We start from the raw sequence: 18,536 nt of genomic DNA, 5'->3' as shown, positions 1-18,536 counted from the left end.
ATTTAAGCTTGTATTTTATCATTGATGAACTAAAAATAATATACAATTAAATAAAAAGTTAAAAGGAAGTATCGTGCCTGGCGTGAAAATAAGCTTTATAGTGCCTGTTTTTAACAAAGAGGAGCATATTAGAGATTGTTTAAATTCGCTGATATCTCAAGATATGGATAATATTGAGATCATAGTTGTAGATGATGGAAGCAGTGATAATACACCACAAATTTTAAAAGAGTATGAAGATAAAATAATTTTAAAAACAAAGAGCAATGCAGGTGTAAGTGCTGCCAGAAATGATGGTATATTGCTAGCTAAAGGAAAATACACTATCTGTATTGACGCTGATGATTACGTAGAAAAAGACTATGCTTCATCTGTTTACGATATCGCTGAAAAATTTGATGCCGATATAGTTATAACAAATATGTGTAAGATTTATGGTGATAAAAAGCTATTCTTTAAAGATTTTGAGACAAAAGAGGATGGCATTATCGATAAAGATGAGTATCTAAAAAGGCTTTTAGCATCAAGACACAACAAAGTTTTACACAATGCTGCAAACAAGGCAATAAAGACTAAAATTTTAAAAGAAAATTTGTTTCCAATCGGGATCACACAGGCTGAAGATTTTCACACTGTGGTGAGAAATGTTATCGCTTCAAAGACTCTTGTAAAGCTAAATAGGACATTTTATAACTACAATATTGGAGAAAATAATACAGGTGGCTTCGAAAAGCTAAAAGCTGTGGTAGATCATAAATTTGTCTATGAGGACATAATCTCAATTTTAAAAAATAAAAATTTAGCTCTTGAGATGGTGCCTGATCTAGAGTTTAGAAAGATCAAAAGTGTCTATATGCCAGCTATTTCGGCGATACCAAATCTCAAAAATAGTAGCTACGTAAAGGCACTTGATCTTTTTTATGAGGATATTGATAGCATTATAAGTTCAGCTGGTTTTTTAAAGCTTAGACTAAAACATAGAATTTTGATAAAAATGCTAAAAAATGTAAAATCATACGAAAATGTATCAAAAATTTTAAAAATCTTTAATACAATAAATGGCTTTTTATCAAATAAAAAAATGAAAGAATTTAAAGAGTAGAAAATGATAAACATACTTGAGCTTGAAAGCTCTTTAGGATTTGGTGGGCAAGAGCACCGCACACAGCGTGTGATAAATGGACTAGATAAGATCAAATTTAAGGTTTTTTATGGGTTAAATCCTGGCTCAAAGAGCTTTGAAAAGCAGATAGAGTGCGAATTTGTCGAGTTTAACCTTAAAAAATCTTTTAATATCTTTGAAATTTTAAAAATTTGCAAATTTGTAAAACAAAATAATATAAAAATCATCTCAACTCACTCAGGCAAAGACGGCACCATAGGCGCGCTTGTGGGCAAAATTTGTGGCGTTAATGTGGTTCGCACTAGGCATTTGCAGCTACCTATAACATCGCCCTTGCCATATAACCTAAGCACCAAAGTGGTCGGCGTTTGCAACTCAGTCTGCGCTGATCTTATCAAAAGAGGTGTAAAAAAAGAGAAGGTGCTAAAAATCTACACTGGCATCGATACGCAAAAATACACGCCAGAATTTAAGATAAATATGAAAAAAGAATTTGGCCTAAGTGACGACGTAGTAGGCGTTTGTATCGTGGCAGTGCTAAGAGCTGCTAAAAATCACAAGCTCTTAATCGACTCATTTAGCGAGCTAAATTTAGAAAAATCAGCCCTTTTTATCGTGGGCGACGGTCCTCAAAATAAAAATTTACACGAGTATATAAAAGATAAGAAAAATATCTTCATGCTTGGCAACAGAACCGACGTGAGCGACTTTTTGGGCTCGCTTGATATCTGCGTGCTACCTTCAGACATGGAGGCTATCGGCGGGGCGCTACTTGAGGCATCTTCGTGCAAGCTAGCTACCATCGGAAGCGATGTAGGCGGTCTTGGCGAGGCAGTGAGTAATGGCAAAAGCGGATTTTTGTTTGAAAATGGCAACAAAGAGGAGCTAAAAAAGGTGCTTGAAAGGCTCATTTTAGATGAAAATTTAAGAAAGCAGATGGGTGAATTTGGCAGAGAGTACGTCAAAGAGACATTTAGTATCGAAAAAATGATAGAAAACACACAAAATTTATATATGGAGCTTGTAAAATGAGCGTACCAGTTTTGATGTATCACCACGTGCTTGAAAAGAGCGGATTTATCGCTAGTAGCGTGGATGAGTTTAGATCGCACATGAAATTTCTAGCCGAAAATGGCTATAAAACGCTAAGCATAAATGAATTTATCGCGTACAAAAAGGGTGAGCTTAAGGTGCCTAAAAAGAGTGTTTGCATAACATTTGACGATGGCTGGATGGATAACTACATCTATGCCTATCCTATCGTGAAAGAATTTGGACTAAAAGCAAATATATTTATAATAACTGGCTGGATAGAGGCAGCGCAAAAGGCCCATGAGCTGAGGTCCGCTAGCTTTTTAAACGTCGATCACAACGAGTGCAAGAGGCTTGCTCCAAGTAGGCCGCAAGATGTGATCTTAAATTTAGAACAGATCGAGAAGATGAAGGACTGCTTTTATTTTCATTCGCATACGCACGGCCATTTTGATGGATATTTTGGGCAGCTTAGCTTGGATGAAGAATTTGGGCTTTGCCGTGAGTTTATGAAGAAAAATTTTGGCTTTGAAGATGACGCACTTTGCTGGCCAAGAGGCAAATATAATGACGAGTATCTAAGTGCTGCCAAAAAGCATGGCTACAAGGCGTTTTTCACGACAAAGCGTGGCATAAACAAGGCCGATGGCAACTTAGAAGAGATAAAACGAATAGTGACAAAACGTGATGAAAAATGGCTTAAAAAGACCATGTTTATCTACCAAAATGACTTTTTGGGATCGATCTACGCGGCTATAAGGTCCTAGTGGGCTAAGCTATTTAGTAAAAATTTTCTCATTCTTTGTTAGATGCTTTTCGTAAGATCTAGAGATTTTATATGAGAGATTTTTACTACATTTTTTAAAAAGAGAATTTATCTTCTCTTTTTGCTTTCTTTGCTCTTCTAGACCTGAGTTGCCAAGCTCATCTGGATGAGAAAAGATATCGCTAAAGTACATTTTTAACTCACTATTTCTTAGGATAGCTTCCCATTTATCGGCTCCATAAAGGCCATCTTTATAAAACTCCAAAAGAGCTTTTGCGCTGGTTTTTGTTAGTATGTAAGCTGCTGTTCTATAAATGCTAGCATACGAATAGGGTGATACTAGATACAAATCTGGCTTTATTTTTTTACCAAATGCACGAAATCTACTGCTAAGTCCATCTTGCACGCCACATATCAAAATGCTGTCACTACTTATATCTTGGCACAGCAAAAAGGCTTTTTCTATCAAACTATCATCACCTATAACATCATCTTCTAATATAAGTGTAAATTCTGCGCCGCTTTGTAAAAAATCCTCATAGACTTTTATGTGTGACATTGTGCAGGCTAGCTCTCCTGGAGTCGCCACTAATGGAGGTATTTTAAATTTGTACTTTTCGTCGCATGATTTTAATAAGCAATCGATCATTGCTTTATAGTATTCGCTAGCACTAAAATTTTTGGCATCAACTGCGTCAATTATTTTAAATTCATCATATCTGCTAAATTGTTTTTGTAAATTTAGCCTTCGCTCTTCATCTCTTTTTAGTGATATGACATATATAGGATGATAGTTCACTTTTACTCCAATTTTAAATATTTCGTTTTATTGGTGATTTAAATTCTAATTTAATTTTATACTCAAGGCCTGTTAGATCAAGCTCCTTTTTATCTATATGCTTTTGAGTGTTGTCTGGATCTTCACTGGAGTTTCTTTTGTAAATTTCAGCAATCCTATCTTCTTCGTCCATGCTCAAAATATAGAGTATATCGCATTTTCTGATATGCGAAAGAGGATTGGCGCTTGCATATATCACAACCTTTAAAATGGCATGATAAATTTAAAAAATGGCCTCAACTCATCTCTTTGATCACTCTTGATTTTTACTCTTGGGTGATTTATACTCATTACTCCATCATCTATTACGGCGATCTGATATGGCTTAAAGTCGCCAAAGCCTTTGCGTCTTAGCTCTTTACCAAGTGTGCTTTTGCCGCTACCATGAAGCCCAGTAAGAGCGATAAGCACCCGTTTTTTTACTTTTAATATCTCTTTGCAAGCTGAATTTAACGTTTCTAGCATTATTTATAGCCTCTATTCCTAAAATTTGAATATAAATTTCCTATTATTGGCGTTGAATAGATAAAAAGCTTCTTTTTAATCCTAAAAATGTAGTCGCTTTCACTCTTTGCGTTGTTTGAGATATCGATACGTCTTATCTTAAATTTATCATCTCCCGCGCAAAATCCACCATCTATCACGCTAAAAGCAAAGCTGTAATACTCTTTAACCATCCTTTGCGAAAGCTCGTTAAAATGCCCTTTTGGAAAGCAAAAGCCAAATTCTTTTTTTTCTGGGGAAAGCTCTTTTATCTTAGCAAGTGAGCTAGAAAATTCCTCTCTTAGCCTTGTCTCATCGTCGCTTCTGCAAGAAAAGTGACTCGCTGTGTGACTATCAAATTCAAAGAGCCCACTCTCTTGCATCTGCCTGATCTCATCTAAATTTAAAAAATACTCTATATCTTTGTCGTAGTCGATCTCTTTGTGTTTTTTAAACGAAAAATCATAATCCTGCCTTTTAAAATCCTTGATCTTATCTGTTATCAAAAAACAAACGGCTGGGATATTTAGCTCTTTTAAGATGGGATATGCAAATTTATAATTGTCAAAATATCCATCATCAAAAGTTAGCAAAATGCTCTTTTTGGAGGCTTTTGACCTGCCAGCAACGATATCTTTAAACTGGTCATATTTTATAAATTTATAGCCCTCGTCAATTGCCATAAGAAGCGCTTTTTTAAATAGCTCAGGCCTTATAGCAAAGTCATTTTCATTGTTATTGCAGTGGTGCATCGTTAGCACGCAAACTGGGTAGTTCATTTTTGCTCCAGTAAATTTCTTATAGCCTCTTTTAGCGCCTTGTGGCTAAAGTTTTCATCCACAAATTTAAAGGCGTTTTGAGAGTAAATTTTGGCTTTTTCAGGCTCATTTATCAGCTCTAAAATGCACTCTTTTAGTGAAATTTCATCTAAATTTCTAGCACAAAGCCCACGCTCTTTATCTTTAACCAGCACGTTCATCGGCGCGTTATCATAGACCACGACTGGCACCTTTGAGCTCATCGCCTCAAGCAAGACCGTACCAAGCCCCTCAGAGTGCGAGGCAAATACGTAGATATCAAAGCTTTTTATAACATTTGCCGCGTCATTTCTAAAGCCAGTGAAGATGATCTTGTCTTTTTCATCAAACATAGAGGCGATCTGCTCTTTTGTGCCATCACTAATGTTGCCAGAAAATACAATAGTCGCATCCTTTGTCTTTAAAATTTCTTTTGCGGCACTTGCAAAGTCAAAGACCCCTTTCTTGCGGTAAAGTGAGGTGAAAGTACCGATGACTAGCTCATCTTTGGCGATATGAAACTCATCTCTAAAAGTGCTTTTTGTGCTATCAATCTTTTCGACATCAACCGTGCTTGGCATAAAAAAGAGCCTATCTTCGCTAACGCCGATGCTTAGGAGATACTCTTTGACGCTACCTGAGATGTATAAAATTTTGTCAAAAAGCTTTTTATGCATAAATTTAGAAACCAGCCCCTTTATCGGAAAGAGATTATGTCTTTCTTTATAAAATTTAACGCCTTTTTTGCGGTATTTTAGCCCAGCTATGGCGCCGACCCAGCTATCAGTCGAGCCATGTGTGATCACGACATCTATCTTATTTGATCTTATCACTTCGCAAAGTGCTGGCACGCTTTTGTGAAAATTTTTCTTATTCATCTCGTGTGTGATGATCTTAAATCCATCTTCTTTTGCGATGCTTTCGATCTGCGAATTTGGGTTGCAAAATAGCATCACTTCATGACCCATTTCACGCATAAAGCGCATCTCGTTTAGCGTCTTGTTTTGCTCGCCACCCCAGTTAAAAAGCGTTTGCGTGTGGAGGATGTTCATTGCGCTAGCTCCAAATTTGATCTTATTTTCGCCTTTATCTGTCCCATTTCATCGTTAAAGTCCATTAAAGTATTCTCAATGCCGTGTTCTTTTATGCCCTCTTTGTCGCAAGGCACAAAGTCCCAGTCCTTTTGATAGACGATGTGTTTGCCCATGCTTTGGATGCCATTTTGCGCTGTGTAGCCATTTTGCATCAAGCTATTATCCCAAGGTCCCCACTCAAAAGCGTTACTTGGGCCAAAAAAGGCGATCACTGGTACGTCGTTTGCTGCAGCTATGTGCATGATGGCAGTATCTACGCCGATAAAGAGACTTGAGCGCTTTGAGAGGGCGATCGTTTGTTTGAGGCTTAGCTTGCCGCCTAAATTTATAGGCTCACTTTTGCAAATTTTTAGCACATTTGCAAGCTTATTTAGCTCATTTTCTTTGTTATCACTTGTTAGCACGACTTTTGCGTTTAGCTCGTTTTCGCAGTAGTCGATGAGCTCCGCCATGCTCTTGTCGTTTGCGCATTTAAACATCCAGCGGCTTGTTAGATGCACGTGCACAAAGCGTTTTGGTAAATTTAAATCCTCCACGCTCTCATCTGAAAAAACGCTCACCTTTTTACTCACTGGCTCAAAGCCCAAAGCTCTTAACGCGTTTAAATTTAGATCAACCGTGTGGGAGAAATTTTCGTAGTATTTTGCCTTTACGCTTAAAAGCTTGTTTATCGCCTTATGCTTGCCTAAAAAACCAACTATCTTTTTTATCTTAGCGTACTTTGAGATGATGACGCCGCGGTCTCCAGTGGTCGTTTGCACCGCCATATCGTACTTCTCTTTTTTGATCGCTCTTATAAATTTTAGCTCGGTCATTAGCTTTTTAAAAAAGCCAGAATTTGCACTTTGCCTATCGTAAATGTGGATTTTATTTATGTAAGGGTTGCCTTCTATCATCGCTTCTGTCCCTTTGTTTAGGGCAAAGTCGATGGTCGCATCTGGGTAGTAGTGGTGCAGGTTTTCAATGAGTGGCGTTGTCAAAAGCACGTCGCCGATGTTCCTAAATTTAATCACAAGTATTTTCATTTTATATATTTCCAAAATGTGTACTGGGCGTAAAGTCTAGCGATAACGTAGCCAGCAAAGCCCTCTTTAAAGCCACCTTTTAGCACGTAAAGTTTAAAAAATGTCCAAGCAGGGCTTGTAAGCGCCTTTAGCAAATTTCTTTTTGCGCCCATGCTTGAGTAGCGATTTTGCTTGGCGATAAACTGCTCGATGCTCTCATACGCGTAGTGCAAGAAGTGATTTTTAAGCGCTCCAAGCCTTTTCGAGCCGTCATTTAAAACGACCTTTTCATGTACAGCTCTGCCATCAAATTTGGCAAAATTTTTATTAAAAAGCCTCACCGTGTAGTCTGGATATAGCCCCATATTTTTTATCGCTTTGCCAAAGAAAAAATTTAGCCTAGCAACGTTGTAAGCACTAAATTTAGGCTCTTTTAGCGTGTTAATGATCTCGTTTTTAAGCTCGTCTGTTATCATCTCGTCGCTATCAAGCACAAAGACCCACTCGTTTTTGGCTAGATCCACACCCTTTTGCTTTTGCGCGCCAAATCCAAGCCAAGCTTGCTCGTGAAATTTCACGTTTCTAAAGCCATCACAAATTTGCCTTGTGCTATCTTTTGAGCCACTATCAACCACGATGATCTCATCAGCAAATTTAGCGCTTTCTAGCACCTCTTTTAGGTACTTTTCGCTATTAAAAGTCAAAATGACAACGCTTAGCATTTGTACTCATTTTCATAAAATCTCTTAAATCTTTGGTGAAACCAAAAGTACTCTTCTGGTCTTGCTCTAACCATCTCTTCGCACGCACTGCACTGCATCTGCGTCGCTTTTTGCACGGCATCTTCTTTGTCAAACGTGCTTATGTCTATTGGCTCTTCAAAGCAAATTTCATTTAAATTTTCACCTTTTTGGTAGATAAATGCGTTTATGATAAGGGCATTTGTCTTTTGCGCTAGCACGCTTGCAGCTGGCGTGTGAAGCACATCTTTGCCAAAAAACTGCACCTTTATGCCATCTTTTGGCGCGGTGTTTTGATCGACTAAAATTCCTACTAAGCGTCTAGCTTTTAGTGCTTTTAAGATATCTTTTGCGCCGCCATCTTTGTCGATTAGCTCCACGTCAAACTGCGCTCTGTTTGCTCTTAAAATTTTATCCATGACGCTGCTATCAAGCTTTCTGCCAAGCGCTGAAGAAGCTCCAAAGCGAGCCGCGACAGCTAGGCCAAATATCTCCCATTGCCCAAAGTGCGCCGTTGTGACGATGATGGGTCTGCCAGATTTTATCGCATCAAGCAAAAAGTGCTCATTTTTAAAAACAACTTGTTCAAGTATCTTTTGTTTTGTCGTGTTTTGGTTGAGGATGAAATTTATGCCAAGATATTTTGCGAAGTTGTAGTAGCATTTTTTAGCGATTTCTAGCTTCTCTTCTTTGCTCTTTGTCTCGCCAAATGCAAGGTCTAAATTTGTCATAACGACATGAAAACGCTTTTTTTTAAGCTTCATAAAGGCAAATGCTAAAAATTTAGCAAGCATATTTTGAAGCGAGCTTGGCAATATAAATATAAGAAATTTTAATGTATAAAAGCCAGCTAGATAGAGCCTATCCATTTAGCAGCCTTTTTGCGAAATTTGCAACCGTTTCAGGGTAAATTTCTCTTATGCAAAAGTCGTTTTTATCGATACTTCTAGCATCTATCTCCTTGCCCATATCAACGACAAGATTTTTGTCCGTGACGTAGGCATTGCGGTGGCTTGGGCGGTTGCCAAAAAGCGTGATAGAAGGCCTATTTACAGCCCATGCAAGGTGCGTTAGACCGCTATCGTTGCCGATTACCAGATCGCAGCTTGCGATAAAATCTATCATATCTTTTATGCTTAGTTTTTCAAGCAGTTTTGCAAAGGTGCCTGAAATGATCGCCTCAGCCCTTGCTTTTTCGCTCTCACTCCCGTAGCAAAGGTAAATTTCACAACCATCAAGTAACCTGATCACATCTTTAAATTTGTCATAAATTTTGCTCTCTTCGCTTGCAAAGGCAGCGATTAAAACGCGTTTTTTACCGCTTTCATTTTTAAATTTTTTGCAAATTTCAAAGCAGGGTGACTTTTTTAAAATTTCATCTCTATCAAAGCTAAAATTTAAGGCATATCCAACGAGGCTTAGGTTTCTAACTATGATATTTTCGTTGTAGTCGATCTTAAATTTATGCCTATAAAGCCTGGCTGCGATCTTTTCTTTGACGCTCTCTCTGCTAAAGCCATAAATTTCTTTGCCAAGTAGTTTTGCGACGACGGCTGATTTGAAAAGTCCTTGCAGGTCGATGATCTTGTCAAATTTGCCAAGTGTTTTTATGATCTTGTAGCTCTTTTTAAAGCTCTCTTTAAGCGGCAAAATGACTAGTTCGTCGATTAGGGGATGGTCTTTTAAAAGGCTTGCAAAACGGGCATCAACTAGCCATGTGATGTGAGCATTTGGGCAGTGCTTTTTGATAAACTGAAGCACGATGGCTGCATGGACGATGTCCCCAAGTGCCGAAAGCTTTACTATGGCTATTTTTAGTTGATTTTTATCTTGCATTGGCTACTTTAAATATAAATTTTTGGTATGATTTTAAAAAAAAATGCTTAAAAAAGGGCTAAAATGGCGAAAAGTTACATCTGCGTCTTTGACTGCGAGACGATACCTGATGCAAATTTGATAAGAAAAATTTACGGCATCGACGGAAGCGACGAAGATGTGAGCGTGCAGGCTATGGCCTTGCAAAAAGAGGCCAGTGGGAGTGAGTTTTTGCCTGTGATGTTTCATAGAGTTGTGGCGATCTCTGCGGTGATGGCCGATGAGTACGGCAAATTTTTAAAAGTCAGCACGATGGAGGGCAAGGACGAGCGCGAGATCATCGCTAAATTTTTAAAATTTATAAATGATTATAACCCAAGGCTTGTTAGCTTTAACGGCCGTGGTTTTGACCTGCCAATGATAATGGTGCGTGCAATGCGCTACAACCTAAACGCGGCGGCATATTACGAGAGCGAGAACAAAGAGCTAAACAAAAACAAATGGGAAAATTATAGAGCGAGGTATTCGCCTAAATTTCACCTTGACCTGCTTGATTTTATAAGCGATTTTGGAAGCGTAAGAGGGCTAAAGCTCGATACGCTTTGTGCTAGCTTAAATTTACCTGGCAAATACGACGTGCACGGCGATCAGGTGCTTGAGCTCTACTACGCAGGCGAGCTTGATAAGATAAACGAATACTGCGAAAGCGACGTACTTAACACCTACTGGCTATTTTTAAAATTTGAGCTTTTGCAGGCAAATATCTTGCAAGATGACTATGTAAATCACCTAAATGTGATGAGTGAATTTCTAGCTAAAAACTGCGCTCACAGGGGATACGCTGAGGTCTTTTGCTCTGCGATAAGCGACGAGCTAGCAAGGCTTAGCGGACAGCTAGACTACGAGATAAAGGTAGATAAAGAGGCTTTGGAATTTAGCGAATTTGATGATGTAAGGCCGATTAGCAAAGAGGAGCTAAATCGCGATATGCTGGGCGGTCTGCTTAAAAAAGCAAGCGATCTAAAGCCAAAAGAGCCAAAGAGCAAGACACTTTTTGAAGAGAAAGTGCCTGAGATAAATTTAGACGACGAATAAGTCAAAATGAAAGGAAAAATATGAAAATTTTAGTAACTGGAACAGCTGGATTTATAGGATTTCACCTTGCAAATGCCCTTGTGGCACGCGGAGATGAGGTCGTTGGATATGACGTGATAAATGACTATTACGACGTAAATTTAAAGCTTGCACGCCTAAAAACGGCTGGTTTTGACGTGAGCGAGATAGACTATGGCAAACTTATCACCTCAAAAACGCATGCAAATTTAAAATTTATAAAAGCAGACCTTGCTGATGAAAAGACGATGAAAGAGCTTTTTGCTAAAGAGAAATTTGACGTAGTGGTAAATTTAGCCGCACAAGCTGGCGTTCGCTACTCGCTCATAAATCCAAAAGCCTACATCGACAGCAACATCACAGGCTTTATGAATATCCTAGAGTGCTGCCGCCACAATGAGATCAAAAATTTAGTCTATGCAAGCTCTAGCTCGGTTTATGGCTTAAATGAAAACATGCCATTTTCTACGCACGAGGGGGTCAATCACCCTATAAGCCTCTACGCAGCGACCAAAAAGAGCAACGAGATGATGGCGCACACTTATAGCCACCTATTTAACGTGCCAACGACTGGACTTCGCTTTTTTACGGTTTACGGACCATGGGGACGCCCTGATATGGCGCTATTTTTGTTTGTTGATGCTGCGCTTAAAGATAAAACCATCGACGTCTTTAACTACGGCAAGATGAAGCGCGACTTTACCTACGTAGACGACATCGTAAAGGGCATAATTAAATGCATCGACAACCCTGCTAAGCCAAACCCAGCTTGGGACGCAAAGCACCCAGACCCTGCCACCTCAAAAGCGCCATTTAAGGTCTATAACATCGGCAACAACAGCCCAGTTGAGCTCATGGACTACATCAAGGCAGTTGAGATAAAGATCGGCCGTGAGATCAAGAAAAATTTTCTCCCACTTCAAGCAGGAGACGTCCCAGCGACATTTGCAGACGTGAGTGATTTGGTGGCTGACTTTGACTACAAGCCAAACACAAAAGTAAACGACGGCGTGGCTAAATTTGTCGAGTGGTATAGCGAGTTTTACGGGATCAAAATTTAAATGAGACGTTGCGAGTGGGCCAAGGGCGAGCTTGATATAGCCTACCACGATAATGAGTGGGGCAAAGTCATAAAAGATGATAGAAAATTTTTTGAAATGATAGTTTTAGAGGGCTTTCAAGCGGGTCTTTCGTGGCATGGAGTGCTTCAAAAAAGAGAGGCTATGAGAGCGGCGTTTGACGGCTTTGATCCTGAAAAGATCAAACTCTATGGCGAGGCTGAGATAGCTAAATTTATGCAAAACGAAGGGTTGATACGCAATAGACTAAAATTAAAATCGCTTGCCACAAATGCCCTTGCATTTTTATCAGTAACACAAGAATTTGGCAGCTTTTATGACTATTTGTGGGGACATTTGCTAAAGAAATTTGACCCCAAATTTGACGGCAAACAGATCATCAATCACTATCAAAATATCAAGCAAGTGCCAGCAACCACGCCAATGTCTGACTTTGTGGCAAAGGAGCTAAAAAAGCGAGGGTTTAAATTTCTAGGCTCTGTTAGCACCTATGCCTTTTTGCAAAGCGTGGGCGTGGTGGATGATCATATGGACTATTGTTTTTGTAAGTGCAAGGCTTGATTAGAATAATTTTTGCACTTTTGGTGCTTTTAAATTTTGCATTTTCTCTTGAACTATTACGCCTTAGCGAATTTAAAGATCAAAACGTCAGTGGTTGGCTAGCTAGCGAGAAGCTTGATGGCGTGCGTGCCTACTGGAACGGAGAGAATTTGCTCTCAAGGCAGGGCAAAAAGCTAAATGCACCGCTAAGTTTTACTAAAAATTTCCCTAAATTTGCACTTGACGGTGAGCTTTATGCAAAGGAGCTTAAATTTGAAGAAATCCAAGCAAGCGTGATGGATAAATTCCCAGATGAAAAGGCGTGGAGCAGGCTTAAATTTCACATTTTTGACGTGCCAGAGGCAAGCGGCGGCTTGCCTCGTAGGCTTGAAGTTTTGGCTAAATTTCTAAAAAATGAGCCAAATGACAATTTAATCATCATAAAACAGATAAAAATGCGCGATAACGCTCAGTTTTTAAAATTTGCTGAAAGTATCATCGCAAAGGGTAGCGAAGGAGCTGTGGTGCGTGAGCCAAATGCGCCATACGAGCGAAAACGAAGTAAAAATGCGCTCAAATTTAAGAAATTTAAAGACGCCGAGTGTGAGGTTATTGCTATAAATAAAGGCAGCGGCAAATACGCAAATCTTGCTGGCTCGCTTACCTGCAAGGCGCTTGGCGGCAAAAATGACAAAGAAAGAGCTGGCGAGCCAAAAGAGGGCACTATCTTTAAAATAGGCTCAGGGCTAAGCGATAAAAACCGTCAAGAGCCCCCAAAGATAGGCTCTGTCATCACATATAAATTTCAAAATTTAACCTCTAATGGCAAGCCAAGATTTCCCATATTTTTAAGGGTTAGAGAGGATTAAATTTCGTCCGCGATCTCTTTTAACGCCCTAAAAGAGTCAAGCTGCGCCCTTTCATCAAAAATGAAGCTTTGAGCCATGATCTCATTGACTTCAAGTCTATTTTGAAACTCTAAAATTTGCTCTTTAACGCTTTGCTTTGAGCCTATAAAAGAGCACGCCATCATCTCTTCTGTGACGATTCTTTCTCTATTTTTTAGCTCTATCTGCCTAAAGTCGATCGGCCCAAAATGTGGAGCTTCTATGTCCGTTTTACCAACCATGGCAAAGACCTCGTCGTTATCCCTTTTTGGTGGCTGCAAATACTCTTTTTCGCCAGTTACTACGTTTAAGAAAAACTGCGTTTGCGTGGTTGCCAAACTCTTTGCTAGCTCGCCACTTTGGGCTATTATCACATTTGCTCCTGCGATGACATAAGGGGTGGCAAGAAACTGGGATGGCTTGAAATTTTGACGATAAATTTCTACCGCTTTTTCTAGCGCACGTGGTGCAAAGTGCGACGCAAAGGCGTAAGGCAGACCAAACTCAGCGGCCACGTATGCGCTATATATGCTTGAGCCAAGTATGTAAATGAGCGGAATTTTGTCCACTTTTGGATAGGCTTTTACGGCTCTTTTAGCGTTAAAATAGTCCATTAGCTCGTTTATCTGCATGTCAAACTCTATCTCTCTAGCTCCTCGTCTAAGCACTGCAGCCGTCTCTTGGTCAGTCCCTGGAGCTCTGCCTAGCCCAAGATCGACGCGGTTAGGAAATATCGTCTCAAGGGTGGCGTACTGCTCTGCGATAGAGTAGGGGCTGTGGTTTGGTAGCATCACACCACCAGAGCCCACGCGCAGGCTCTTTGTGTGCTCTAAGATGTGCGAGATGATGAGCTGCGTGGCCGAGCTTGCTAAGTTTCTCATATTGTGATGCTCGGCAACCCAGTAGCGCTTCATGCCGATATCCTCGGCAAAAATAGCTAGTCTAACGGCTGCATCTATGGCAGCTTTTGCATCACTGCCTTGCTTAATAGGCAGTAAATTTAAGATCGAGACGTTCATGCTATTTCCTTTTTAATTTTTAGTATTGTTTCTTATACATTAAAAATTATAAAAATTAAATTAAATTTAAAAAATAAGCCTGCTGTAAATTTTTACAAAAAATTTTCATAAAATTTACTTATATAATTATCAAGCAATTTTAAAAACTAACCTTGTTTTACTTTTGCTTTACTATATTTTTGATAAAATTAACCACATTTTTATGAAAGGCTTAAACTTGAAAATTTTAGTAACAGGTGGAGCTGGATACATCGGCAGCCACGTAGTAAAAGCACTTTTAAAGCAAGGCAAAGATGAGATAACCATCATCGACAATCTCTGCAAGGGCTCACAAAAAGCACTTGAGGTACTCCAAAAGATAGGAAATTTCAAATTTATAAATGCAAATTTAGAGGATGATCTAAGCGAAATTTTTGCAAATGGTAAATTTGATGCTATCGTCCATTTTGCAGCGTTTATAGAGGTCTTTGAGAGTATGAGCGAGCCGCTAAAATACTATTTAAACAACACCGCAAACGTCGCAAGGGTGCTAAGATACGCAAAAACTTACAATGTAAATAAATTTATATTTAGCTCTACTGCCGCAGTTTATGGCGAGCCAGACGTGGCAGAAGTAAGCGAAACAACGCCTACAAACCCGATAAATCCATACGGCAGAAGCAAGCTAATGAGCGAGCAGATCATCAAAGACTACGCCGCTTCAAATGAAAATTTCAAATTTGCGATTTTGCGCTATTTTAACGTCGCAGGCGCGGACGAAGAGGGGCTTATCGGTCAAAACTATCCAAACGCCACGCACCTTATCAAGGTGGCCGTGCAAACTGCCCTTGGCAAGCGCGATAGCATGGGTATCTTTGGCGATGACTACGCGACAAAAGATGGTACATGCGTTAGAGACTACATCCACGTTAGCGACCTAGCAGATGCCCATATAAGCGCACTTGAATACATCAGCCAAAGCGGCAGCGAAACTTTTAACGTGGGATATGGCAGGGGATTTAGCGTAAAAGAGGTGATCGAAACCGCAAAAAAGGTAAGTGGAGTAAATTTTAAAGTGCTAAATGCGCCAAGAAGGGACGGCGACCCGGCTATCCTTATCTCAAACGCAAGCAAACTGCGCTCGCTAACAAGCTGGAAGCCAAAAAGAGACGATCTAGCACTCATCATAAAAACTGCCCTTGAGTGGGAAAAGAGAATTTAAGGATAAGCATGAAAATAGCAGTAATTGGAACCGGATATGTTGGGCTAGTAAGTGGTGCATGCTTTGCTAAGATGGGCAACAGCGTGATCTGCGTCGATGTCGATAGCAAAAAGATCGAGGCGCTAAAAAATGGTGTCGTGCCTATATATGAGCCAGGGCTTGCTGATATCGTGAGTGAGTGCTACAAAAATGGCTCGCTTAAATTTAGCACGCAGATAACCGAGGCGCTAGAGCATGCAGATGTGCTATTTATCGCGGTTGGCACGCCTATGGGGGCTGATGGACAGGCGGATTTAAAATATGTCCTCTCAGTTGCGAAATCTATCGGAGAAAATTTAAGCAAACCACTAATAGTTGTCGATAAATCAACCGTCCCAGTGGGCACTGGAGCTAAGGTGCATGAGGTGATCGAGGCTGAGCTTAAAAAGAGAAATTTAGAGGTTAAATTTGAAGTCGTCTCAAACCCAGAGTTTTTAAAAGAGGGCGCTGCGGTCGAGGACTTTTTAAAGCCAGATCGCGTAGTTATCGGAGCTAGCAGCGAGTGGGGCTTTGGCGTGATGAGAGAGCTTTACGAGCCATTTATGAAAAATCACGACAGGCTCATTTGTATGGATGTAAAGTCGGCTGAAATGACAAAATACGCTGCAAATTCGATGCTAGCAACCAAGATAAGCTTTATAAACGAGATAGCAAATATCTGCGAACGTGTGGGCGCTGATGTAAATTTAGTAAGAAAGGGCATCGGTAGCGACTCAAGGATCGGATATAGCTTCATATACCCAGGCTGCGGATATGGCGGTAGCTGCTTTCCAAAAGACGTCGAGGCACTCATCTACACAGCTAGGCAAAATGGCTTTGAGCCAGAGCTTTTAAACGCGGTCGAGTCAAGAAATAAGGCTCAAAAAAGAGTTCTATTTGATAAAATTTATAACTTCTTTGGCGGCGATCTAAAGGGCAAGACGATCGCACTTTGGGGGCTTGCGTTTAAGCCAAATACCGATGATATGAGAGAGGCTAGCTCGCTAACTTTGATAAAGCTTTTATATGAAGCTGGCGCAAAAGTGGTCGCTTACGATCCAAAAGCGAGCGAAGAAGCTAAAAAATATATGCCAAATTTAGATGTGAAATACGCCAAAAATAAATATGACGCTCTTGATAACGCCGATGCTATGGTGCTTGTGACAGAATGGAGTGAGTTTAGATCGCCTGATTTTATGGAGATCAAAGAGAGACTAAAAAATGCCGTCATATTTGACGGACGCAACCAGTATAACGCTAAAGCTTTAGCCGAGCATGGATTTAAGTATTTTCAGATAGGCGTCAAAGCGTGAAGCAAATTCTATCTTTTCTTGCAGCTTGCTTGCTGCCTTTTACTCTCTTAGCTAGCGAAGCGGCAGGCAAAAGCGAAGCAAAGACGCAAGAACAGGTTTTTGAGCTGCCCGTCTCAAAGATGCCGAATGATTATTTTAAATATGAAGTTGCATTTTTTAAAGAGGTGCAAACGGATTGTGAATTTGCTATGCTAGAGGGCGGACATTTAGATAAAAAAGAGGATAAAAGCGGGGTTTATTACGAATTTAGCGCAGATGATGAGCTACTTAAGCCTTGCAATGGCAAAAAGAAAAAGAGGCAAATTTATTATGAATTTACTCAAATTTTGCCTGGCATTAGCCCCATTAAGATCGTAACTCCGCAAGGCGTGGGCGCAGAGATAAGAATTTATGAACGTATAAAAACGATAAAACCAAAAATTTTAAAAAGGAAAGAGAAATGAAAATAGCAGTAGTAGGACTTGGATATGTGGGACTTCCACTAGCAGCAGCTTTTAGTGAAAAGTACGAAGTAGTCGGCTTTGACGTAAATGCAAAACGTATAGAAGAGCTTAAAAGTGGCTATGACAGAACGCTTGAGCTTAGCAATGAGCAGATGAAAAAAGCGATCGATAATGGCATGAAATTTAGCCTAAATTTAGATGACATCAGAAGTTGCAACTTCTTCATCGTAACCGTCCCAACTCCGATAGATAAGAACAAACGCCCTGATCTAACCCCAGTGGTAAAAGCGACTGAGAGTGTAGCAAAAGTGCTTAAAAAAGGCGATATCGTTGTCTATGAAAGCACCGTTTATCCAGGCGTTACAGAAGAAATTTGCGTGCCACTTCTTGAAAAGAGTGGACTTAAATTTAACAAAGACTTCTTCTGCGGCTACTCTCCAGAGCGCATAAACCCAGGCGATAAAGAGCACACTGTTACAAAGATCAAAAAGATAACAAGTGGCTCAACCCCAGAGATCGCAGACAAGGTCGATGAAATTTACCGCTCTATCATCACAGCTGGCACTCACAAAGCTTCAAGCATCAAAGTGGCAGAGGCAGCAAAGGTCATCGAAAACACTCAGCGCGACATCAACATCGCCTTTATAAACGAGCTTGCGATGCTGTTTGAAAAGCTTCACATAAACACTATCGACGTTTTAGAGGCTGCAGGTACGAAGTGGAATTTCTTAAATTTCCGCCCAGGCCTAGTCGGCGGTCACTGCATCGGCGTAGACCCATACTACCTAACTCACAAAGCTCAAGAGGTAGGCTATAACCCTGAAATGATCCTAGCAGGTCGTCGCATCAACGATGATATGGGTAGATACGCAGCCGATCAAGTGATAAAACTAATGATAAGAAAGGGTGTGCTTATCAACAAAGCGCGCGTGCTTGTTCTTGGTATGACATTTAAAGAAAACTGCCCAGATATAAGAAACTCTCGCGTTATAGACGTGGTTGATGAGCTAAAAGACTTTGGCTGCAAGGTCGATGTGACTGATCCTTGGGCTGATAGCGCTGAGGTAAAACACGAGTACGGCTTTGATCTAGTAAAAGAGTATAACCTAGACGACTACGACTGCATCGTGATCGCCGTAGCTCACAATGAATTTAAAAAGCTCAACCTAAAAGGCCACTTGGTTTATGATATAAAAAATATCTACCCAGAGGCTGACGCTAGGCTGTAAGG

Annotated in this window: 21 protein-coding genes; 11 read left to right on the top strand and 10 right to left on the bottom strand. The window is 40.1% G+C overall.

The annotated features are described in order from the left end of the window. Positions 1-73 precede the first annotated feature (73 nt). From B9N65_RS03325 to B9N65_RS03315, 3 genes are read left to right on the top strand one after another with little or no spacing between them, the layout of a single operon-like run. Entirely contained in the window at positions 74-1,102 is a 1,029-nt protein-coding gene (locus B9N65_RS03325) for a glycosyltransferase family 2 protein (RefSeq protein WP_180385120.1), read from the top strand. Between the two features lie 3 nt (positions 1,103-1,105). Continuing rightward, the gene (locus B9N65_RS03320) at positions 1,106-2,155 is read left to right on the top strand and encodes a glycosyltransferase family 4 protein (RefSeq protein WP_087582794.1); all 1,050 of its coding nucleotides are present in this window, start codon (positions 1,106-1,108) and stop codon (positions 2,153-2,155) included. Further along, positions 2,152-2,922, top strand: a complete 771-nt coding sequence (locus B9N65_RS03315) for a polysaccharide deacetylase family protein (RefSeq protein WP_087582793.1) — start codon at positions 2,152-2,154, stop codon at positions 2,920-2,922. Before B9N65_RS03320 ends, B9N65_RS03315 begins: the two co-directional genes overlap by 4 nt. 9 nt (positions 2,923-2,931) lie before the next feature. Here the strand turns inward: B9N65_RS03315 and B9N65_RS03310 are convergent, their stop codons facing one another. From B9N65_RS03310 to waaC, 9 genes are read right to left on the bottom strand one after another with little or no spacing between them, the layout of a single operon-like run. Then, a complete protein-coding gene (locus tag B9N65_RS03310) occupies positions 2,932-3,720 on the bottom strand; it encodes a glycosyltransferase family 25 protein (RefSeq protein WP_087582792.1) in 789 nt (262 codons plus the stop codon). 13 nt (positions 3,721-3,733) lie between these two features. After that, complete coding sequence (locus tag B9N65_RS03305; protein ID WP_087582791.1) at positions 3,734-3,958, bottom strand: hypothetical protein; 225 nt, start codon at positions 3,956-3,958, stop codon at positions 3,734-3,736. 5 nt (positions 3,959-3,963) lie between these two features. Further along, positions 3,964-4,224 carry a hypothetical protein gene (locus B9N65_RS03300; protein WP_087582790.1) on the bottom strand — a complete coding sequence of 87 codons (261 nt, stop codon included), beginning with the start codon at positions 4,222-4,224 and terminating at the stop codon, positions 3,964-3,966. Then, positions 4,224-5,021, bottom strand: coding sequence for a polysaccharide deacetylase family protein (locus tag B9N65_RS03295; protein ID WP_087582789.1), 798 nt, complete (start codon positions 5,019-5,021; stop codon positions 4,224-4,226). The genes B9N65_RS03300 and B9N65_RS03295 overlap by 1 nt, the downstream gene beginning before the upstream one ends. Continuing rightward, entirely contained in the window at positions 5,018-6,091 is a 1,074-nt protein-coding gene (locus tag B9N65_RS03290) for a glycosyltransferase family 4 protein (RefSeq protein ID WP_087582788.1), read from the bottom strand. The genes B9N65_RS03295 and B9N65_RS03290 overlap by 4 nt, the downstream gene beginning before the upstream one ends. Then, complete coding sequence (rfaQ, locus tag B9N65_RS03285; RefSeq protein ID WP_087582787.1) at positions 6,088-7,158, bottom strand: putative lipopolysaccharide heptosyltransferase III; 1,071 nt, start codon at positions 7,156-7,158, stop codon at positions 6,088-6,090. Before rfaQ ends, B9N65_RS03290 begins: the two co-directional genes overlap by 4 nt. After that, positions 7,155-7,859, bottom strand: a complete 705-nt coding sequence (locus B9N65_RS03280) for a glycosyltransferase family 2 protein (protein WP_087582786.1) — start codon at positions 7,857-7,859, stop codon at positions 7,155-7,157. Before B9N65_RS03280 ends, rfaQ begins: the two co-directional genes overlap by 4 nt. Further along, positions 7,853-8,746: a lipid A biosynthesis lauroyl acyltransferase gene (locus B9N65_RS03275; protein ID WP_087582785.1), complete on the bottom strand. Its 894-nt coding sequence runs from the start codon at positions 8,744-8,746 to the stop codon at positions 7,853-7,855. Before B9N65_RS03275 ends, B9N65_RS03280 begins: the two co-directional genes overlap by 7 nt. Beyond that, on the bottom strand, positions 8,739-9,713 hold the full coding sequence (waaC, locus tag B9N65_RS03270) for a lipopolysaccharide heptosyltransferase I (protein WP_087582784.1): 975 nt from the start codon (positions 9,711-9,713) through the stop codon (positions 8,739-8,741). Before waaC ends, B9N65_RS03275 begins: the two co-directional genes overlap by 8 nt. Before the next feature lie 63 nt (positions 9,714-9,776). Here waaC and B9N65_RS03265 point away from each other — a divergent pair, with 63 nt between their 5' ends. Genes B9N65_RS03265 through B9N65_RS03250 form a run of 4 tightly spaced genes read left to right on the top strand, consistent with a single transcriptional unit; the run spans position 9,777 to position 13,293 of the window. Next, positions 9,777-10,787 carry a 3'-5' exonuclease gene (locus tag B9N65_RS03265; RefSeq protein ID WP_087582783.1) on the top strand — a complete coding sequence of 337 codons (1,011 nt, stop codon included), beginning with the start codon at positions 9,777-9,779 and terminating at the stop codon, positions 10,785-10,787. 20 nt (positions 10,788-10,807) lie between these two features. Continuing rightward, on the top strand, positions 10,808-11,866 hold the full coding sequence (locus tag B9N65_RS03260; protein WP_087582782.1) for an NAD-dependent epimerase: 1,059 nt from the start codon (positions 10,808-10,810) through the stop codon (positions 11,864-11,866). Further along, positions 11,867-12,445, top strand: coding sequence for a DNA-3-methyladenine glycosylase I (locus B9N65_RS03255; protein WP_087582781.1), 579 nt, complete (start codon positions 11,867-11,869; stop codon positions 12,443-12,445). It abuts the gene before it with no gap. Next, complete coding sequence (locus B9N65_RS03250; RefSeq protein WP_087582847.1) at positions 12,445-13,293, top strand: DNA ligase; 849 nt, start codon at positions 12,445-12,447, stop codon at positions 13,291-13,293. Before B9N65_RS03255 ends, B9N65_RS03250 begins: the two co-directional genes overlap by 1 nt. Here B9N65_RS03250 and B9N65_RS03245 read toward each other — a convergent pair. Continuing rightward, complete coding sequence (locus B9N65_RS03245) at positions 13,290-14,330, bottom strand: LLM class flavin-dependent oxidoreductase (RefSeq protein ID WP_087582780.1); 1,041 nt, start codon at positions 14,328-14,330, stop codon at positions 13,290-13,292. The genes B9N65_RS03250 and B9N65_RS03245 overlap by 4 nt on opposite strands. Positions 14,331-14,547: 217 nt before the next feature. Here B9N65_RS03245 and galE point away from each other — a divergent pair, with 217 nt between their 5' ends. The 4 genes from galE to B9N65_RS03225 are packed head-to-tail and all read left to right on the top strand — an operon-like array spanning position 14,548 to position 18,534. Next, positions 14,548-15,531, top strand: a complete 984-nt coding sequence (gene galE / locus B9N65_RS03240; protein WP_087582779.1) for a UDP-glucose 4-epimerase GalE — start codon at positions 14,548-14,550, stop codon at positions 15,529-15,531. An 8-nt stretch (positions 15,532-15,539) separates the two neighbouring features. Continuing rightward, positions 15,540-16,862 (top strand): UDP-glucose dehydrogenase family protein, encoded by a 1,323-nt coding sequence (locus tag B9N65_RS03235; protein ID WP_087582778.1) that lies wholly within the window; start codon positions 15,540-15,542, stop codon positions 16,860-16,862. Then, the gene (locus B9N65_RS03230) at positions 16,859-17,305 is read left to right on the top strand and encodes an ecotin (protein ID WP_087582777.1); all 447 of its coding nucleotides are present in this window, start codon (positions 16,859-16,861) and stop codon (positions 17,303-17,305) included. The genes B9N65_RS03235 and B9N65_RS03230 overlap by 4 nt, the downstream gene beginning before the upstream one ends. Next, complete coding sequence (locus tag B9N65_RS03225; RefSeq protein WP_002939912.1) at positions 17,302-18,534, top strand: nucleotide sugar dehydrogenase; 1,233 nt, start codon at positions 17,302-17,304, stop codon at positions 18,532-18,534. The genes B9N65_RS03230 and B9N65_RS03225 overlap by 4 nt, the downstream gene beginning before the upstream one ends. Positions 18,535-18,536 lie beyond the last annotated feature (2 nt).

The sequence above is a fragment of the Campylobacter concisus genome (assembly GCF_002165815.1).
In the GTDB taxonomy this organism is placed as follows: domain Bacteria; phylum Campylobacterota; class Campylobacteria; order Campylobacterales; family Campylobacteraceae; genus Campylobacter_A; species Campylobacter_A concisus_BH.
This window is presented reverse-complemented; position numbering and strand designations above follow the sequence as displayed.

What these genes read in the sequence shown, in the direction of transcription:
- B9N65_RS03245 (WP_087582780.1), bottom strand. Translation starts at nt 14,330, where the DNA reads ATGAACGTCTCGATCTTAAATTTACTGCCTATTAAGCAAGGCAGTGAT.
- B9N65_RS03265 (WP_087582783.1), top strand. Translation starts at nt 9,777, where the DNA reads ATGGCGAAAAGTTACATCTGCGTCTTTGACTGCGAGACGATACCTGAT.
- B9N65_RS03260 (WP_087582782.1), top strand. Translation starts at nt 10,808, where the DNA reads ATGAAAATTTTAGTAACTGGAACAGCTGGATTTATAGGATTTCACCTT.
- B9N65_RS03235 (WP_087582778.1), top strand. Translation starts at nt 15,540, where the DNA reads ATGAAAATAGCAGTAATTGGAACCGGATATGTTGGGCTAGTAAGTGGT.
- B9N65_RS03320 (WP_087582794.1), top strand. Translation starts at nt 1,106, where the DNA reads ATGATAAACATACTTGAGCTTGAAAGCTCTTTAGGATTTGGTGGGCAA.
- B9N65_RS03290 (WP_087582788.1), bottom strand. Translation starts at nt 6,091, where the DNA reads ATGAACATCCTCCACACGCAAACGCTTTTTAACTGGGGTGGCGAGCAA.
- waaC (WP_087582784.1), bottom strand. Translation starts at nt 9,713, where the DNA reads ATGCAAGATAAAAATCAACTAAAAATAGCCATAGTAAAGCTTTCGGCA.
- B9N65_RS03280 (WP_087582786.1), bottom strand. Translation starts at nt 7,859, where the DNA reads ATGCTAAGCGTTGTCATTTTGACTTTTAATAGCGAAAAGTACCTAAAA.
- B9N65_RS03255 (WP_087582781.1), top strand. Translation starts at nt 11,867, where the DNA reads ATGAGACGTTGCGAGTGGGCCAAGGGCGAGCTTGATATAGCCTACCAC.
- B9N65_RS03275 (WP_087582785.1), bottom strand. Translation starts at nt 8,746, where the DNA reads ATGGATAGGCTCTATCTAGCTGGCTTTTATACATTAAAATTTCTTATA.
- B9N65_RS03225 (WP_002939912.1), top strand. Translation starts at nt 17,302, where the DNA reads ATGAAAATAGCAGTAGTAGGACTTGGATATGTGGGACTTCCACTAGCA.
- B9N65_RS03315 (WP_087582793.1), top strand. Translation starts at nt 2,152, where the DNA reads ATGAGCGTACCAGTTTTGATGTATCACCACGTGCTTGAAAAGAGCGGA.
- B9N65_RS03295 (WP_087582789.1), bottom strand. Translation starts at nt 5,021, where the DNA reads ATGAACTACCCAGTTTGCGTGCTAACGATGCACCACTGCAATAACAAT.
- rfaQ (WP_087582787.1), bottom strand. Translation starts at nt 7,158, where the DNA reads ATGAAAATACTTGTGATTAAATTTAGGAACATCGGCGACGTGCTTTTG.
- B9N65_RS03300 (WP_087582790.1), bottom strand. Translation starts at nt 4,224, where the DNA reads ATGCTAGAAACGTTAAATTCAGCTTGCAAAGAGATATTAAAAGTAAAA.